Genomic DNA, 4,038 nt, shown 5'->3' on the forward strand with positions numbered 1-4,038 from the left:
GGCCGAGGCGAACCGGACGCACGAGAGGCGGTCGACCTTCCGGGTGACCGGCGGTGGACCGATCTCCAAACGCAAGGAGGGCAACGCAGACAGCAACTCTCGCTCTGAATCGAGTTGTTCGTCGGGGACGGCGCAGGTTTCCGAGTGCACCCGGGCGTTGACTTCCGCGCACCAGACTTTCGCCGCTGCGTTCGCAGCATGGACATCGACACTAGTGCCGGCAACGGACGCTTCGGTGAACAACGGCACGGCAAGATCTCGTTGTGCGTAGCCGACGAGGTTCTCCACCACACCTTTGGACTGTGGATCGTTGGCGTGACAGAAGTCCGGCGCGAACCCGTAGTGGGTGGCGAACCGGACATAGTCCGGGGTTGGGATGACGACGTTCGCGACGACACCGCCTTTAAGGCATGCCATTCGGTCGGCGAGTACTTTCGCCGGGACACCGCCGACCGCGGCGAACGCTTCTGCGATCAAAGCCATTGTCGTGGTCGCTTTCTCGTCGGTAGCGAACGCTACGAATCGCCAGCGGGAGTAGGCCATGACAGCGCAGAACAGATGCAGACCACCGACGGTGGCCCAGTCGATGACCAGGTAGTCGCCCGGTGCCCACACGGCTGGTCGGCGGCCGCGGTGGTGCTCGGTCCGCCACTTCGCTTTCTCCTCGGCGACCAGACGGCGGAAGTTGCGGTCCGATCCGTCGTAGCCGGCGGTGCGCGCGATCGGCAGGATCCGTTTCGTGGAGATCCTGCCTTGCGATTTCTCGACGCGTTCGCAGATGAGCTCAGCGACCGCGTCGTAATTGTGTTCACGTTCGACACGGTCGGCAGGGGTGTGGCCTGCTTGTTCGGCTTCGAATCGTTCGACGGTGCGTTTGACGGTCTTGTGGGTGGTGCCGCACAGTTCGGCGGCTGCTCGGTACGACCCGACTTGGTTGTAGGTGGAAATGATGTCCATACGGTCCCTCGCAGACTTCAATGGAACTCCCCGGGTGGTGCGGTGTGTGGTTGGCACCTTCACCGTCACCGCTCGGGCCAAAAGTTCCTGATCGACACGACGAACACGGGGTGGGGACTTTTATCTGGCCACCAGTGGGTACTTTTTCATGGCCACGGACACGTTTACGGCACGTGATGGGGTAGTAGGTTGTAAATGCCGGATTTTTACGCAACGCGATATAGACCGGTGTTTGTCGCTTGCCAGGTTGATGGGACCATCTGATTGCCAGAGGGTAGGGACCACCGTGGCGCGTTATTGAGGATGCTGGTTGTCGGTGGCTTCGTCAACTGTTCCGGGTCGGGTGCGTTGGCGGTAGGACGGTCCTTCGATGATGAGGGTGTGCGCGGTGGAGGTCAGTCGGTCGATCGCTGACTGCGCGAGGAGGGTGTCGGCGGTCATGGTCAACCACTCCGATGGCTCTCGGTTCGAGGTGACGATCGTGGTTTTCTTCCGGTGGCGCTCGACTATCAGTTCGTAGAAGTCGCTGGTCTCGGTGGCATCGAGTGGTCGCAGCGCGAAGTCGTCGATGATCAGAACTTCGATGGCGGTCAGTCGCCGGATTTCGGCTTCGACGGTGTTGTCGAGCCGGGCTGCTCGTAGCCTTGTGAACAGTTTGTCCGATCGAGCGAACAGCACACTGTGTCGTCTTCGGATTGCCATGTGCCCCAGCGCTGTTGCCAGATGAGTCTTGCCGACCCCGACCGGCCCGAGGATGATCGCGGACTGGTGAGCATCGAGAAAGCGCAGTGAGGTCAGATCCCCGAGCAGTGTCCGGTCGTAGCTCAGATCATCGAGCGCGTTCCAGGAATCGAACGCCATCGCCGGGTCGAGCCCTGCCTTGGTCGCCCGCAGCATCGCTGAACGGGAGTCGCGGCGGTTCACTTCGTCGGCGAGGAGTACCTCGAGGAATCCGATGTGGCTGAGCTTGTGTTGCCGGGCCAGAGCTGCGCGTTCGGGCAGAGTGTCGGCAAGCGCGCCGAGTTTGAGCGCTTTGAGTAGTCGGACGAGGTCGGTGCCGACCGGTTCGGTCGTGCCTGCGGTGCGAGTGGTGCTCATGAGTCTTCCTCCGAAGTTGCGGGGCTGCCGTCTACGACTGACAGAGATTTAGTTGCAGTAGAACGGAATTCGGCTGGATCGCGGGTGAATCGAGTCGTTGTCTGGCCGACCGCTTTCGGTAGATCCGGTGACGTCGACTCGGTGGCGCGTTCGAGCATCGAGGCGATCTTGGTGACGGAGACGACGTCGAGATCGAGTGAGAGCGAGCAAGCCTGTTCGACTCGTTCGGCTCCGTAGCGGCGGACCAGTCCCTGAAGTCGGTAGACACTGCGGATCCTCGTCCACGGCAGTGGGTCGTCGAGTATTCGTTCGGCGTAGATGCCGATGCTCGGCCCGTGCGAGGTGCACTTCGCGATGAGCGAGGTGACGTCGCGCAAGGCGTAGTCGGTCTTGTGTTCGGGGAGATCGACGCGATCGGTGCTGCGGCCACCGGGAGGCTGACGGGGGTGGATCTTGACCAGGGTGCCGCGGTGGTAGAACTTCACCAGTTCGGTGTCTGCGCGGACCGACAAGCTCGATCCGATCCACTGCTGTGGCAGCGAATACAACGCGCGTGCGACTTCTGCGTGAAAGTCGCGGTGGACCTTGACGTCCTTGAAGATCGGGACGTCGTACTCCGGCGGCACCGGTAGCAGTACCGACAGTTCGGAGTCCTCGAATACTTCCAGCGGCCGTGCGCAGGTTGTGCCGTGGACGCGCATCCCTGCGGTGCTGTTGCACCAGCGGACCACTGCCTCCTGCGCTTGCGTGAGGCTGGTGAATCGTTCCCCGGCCCAGAAGTTACCGCGCACGTATTGCACGGTGCGTTCGACCCTTGGTTTGTCCTTCGGTGACCGAACCCGTGCTGGATCGGTGATGAACCCGACATGATTGCTATAGTCGAGCCAGCCATCGCTGAATCGTGGAGTGATCGGGTCTGCCTTGGTGACAACGGGTTTGAGGTTGTCAGGGATCAGGACCGCGAAGACGCCGCCGAAGAACTTCCACGCTGCTTCGCAGCCGGCGATCACCGCCACCAACGTCTGCGAGTACGTCAACCACACGAACATGTGCCGGCTGTAGACCGCGGTGAAGATCAGGGCGTGGACCTTACGGGCTCGCCCGTCCTCGGGGTCGGTGAGCATCCCCAGGTAGCCGAAGTCGACCTGGCATTCGATCCCCGGGTCACCGTCGACGACACGGACGGTGAGGTTCTTGCGGCCGAAACCGCACCGCTCGGTGGCGAACCGGTGCAACGTCCGATACGGCACCACGCAGCCTTGACGAGCAAGTAGCACTTCGATTTTGGTGATCGTCAGCGGCTTCTGTTCACCATCGCCTGCCACCCACTTGGTGATTTGCTCTTGATGGGGCACGAGCTGCTCCCATGCCGCGCCGTGCCCGTGCGGTCGGTCGGGACGGACAGCATCGACGACCGCGGCGATGAGATCGTCGTTCACCGCAGCGGCAGTGTCGGTTCTCTTGAGGCCACCTGCTTGGGCGGCCTCGACGTACCGACGGACGGTCTTACGGTCCACCCCGGCATGCTCGGCGATCTTGCGTGAACCGGGAGCCGGCAATGCTGGCGTCCCGAGCCACAACCGCAGTACTTCTCTGATTTCGTTCACACTGATCTCCCGAAAAGCCATGCTCACCGACCTCCGTGACGGACTTCGTGCTGTCACAGACGATCGAACGAGCAAACGACGGGACCACCGGCAAGGCGCGCCGGTGGTCCCATAACTGGCAATCCAGGTGGTCCCATCACCCTGGCAAAATCAGATCAAGCTGGTCCCATGCTCATGGCAGACGACACTTTTACCCTCACGCTCGATACGTACGGCGATTGGATCCCTGAGGAGGACGGCGGCGCAGGCAACAATCTCCCCGAGCCAATCGTTGTCGGGATGACGCCCACAGCCTCGCCGTCGAACGTCGTTCCGCTATTCGGTAAGAGGTCGGGCTAGAACATTTCTGGCGAGGACTATCGCCACAGTGTCGGAC

The 4,038-nt window shown here is 61.9% G+C and carries 4 protein-coding genes; 1 reads left to right on the forward strand and 3 read right to left on the reverse strand.

Annotated features, from left to right (window positions below):
- The 3 genes from istA (WBQ44_RS17525) to istA (WBQ44_RS17535) form a co-directional block, all read right to left on the reverse strand.
- A partial coding sequence (gene istA, locus WBQ44_RS17525; protein WP_495567947.1) for an IS21 family transposase occupies positions 1–978 on the reverse strand: 978 nt, incomplete at its 3' end.
- A gap of 273 nt (positions 979–1,251) precedes the next feature.
- A complete protein-coding gene (gene istB, locus WBQ44_RS17530; protein ID WP_495567948.1) occupies positions 1,252–2,055 on the reverse strand; it encodes an IS21-like element helper ATPase IstB in 804 nt (267 codons plus the stop codon).
- A complete protein-coding gene (gene istA, locus WBQ44_RS17535) occupies positions 2,052–3,683 on the reverse strand; it encodes an IS21 family transposase (protein WP_495567949.1) in 1,632 nt (543 codons plus the stop codon). The genes istB and istA (WBQ44_RS17535) overlap by 4 nt, the downstream gene beginning before the upstream one ends.
- A 147-nt stretch (positions 3,684–3,830) precedes the next feature.
- Between istA (WBQ44_RS17535) and WBQ44_RS17540 the strand changes: the two genes are divergently transcribed.
- On the forward strand, positions 3,831–4,001 hold the full coding sequence (locus tag WBQ44_RS17540) for a hypothetical protein (RefSeq protein WP_495567950.1): 171 nt from the start codon (positions 3,831–3,833) through the stop codon (positions 3,999–4,001).
- The last annotated feature ends 37 nt before the right edge of the window (positions 4,002–4,038 follow it).

This window comes from Rhodococcus sp. (in: high G+C Gram-positive bacteria) (assembly GCF_049591685.1).
Lineage (GTDB): Bacteria > Actinomycetota > Actinomycetes > Mycobacteriales > Mycobacteriaceae > Rhodococcoides.

Excerpts from the sequence above, each read along its gene's own strand:
- istA (WP_495567949.1), bottom strand. The coding sequence starts at position 3,683 with ATGGCTTTTCGGGAGATCAGTGTGAACGAAATCAGAGAAGTACTGCGG.
- WBQ44_RS17540 (WP_495567950.1), top strand. The coding sequence starts at position 3,831 with ATGCTCATGGCAGACGACACTTTTACCCTCACGCTCGATACGTACGGC.
- istB (WP_495567948.1), bottom strand. The coding sequence starts at position 2,055 with ATGAGCACCACTCGCACCGCAGGCACGACCGAACCGGTCGGCACCGAC.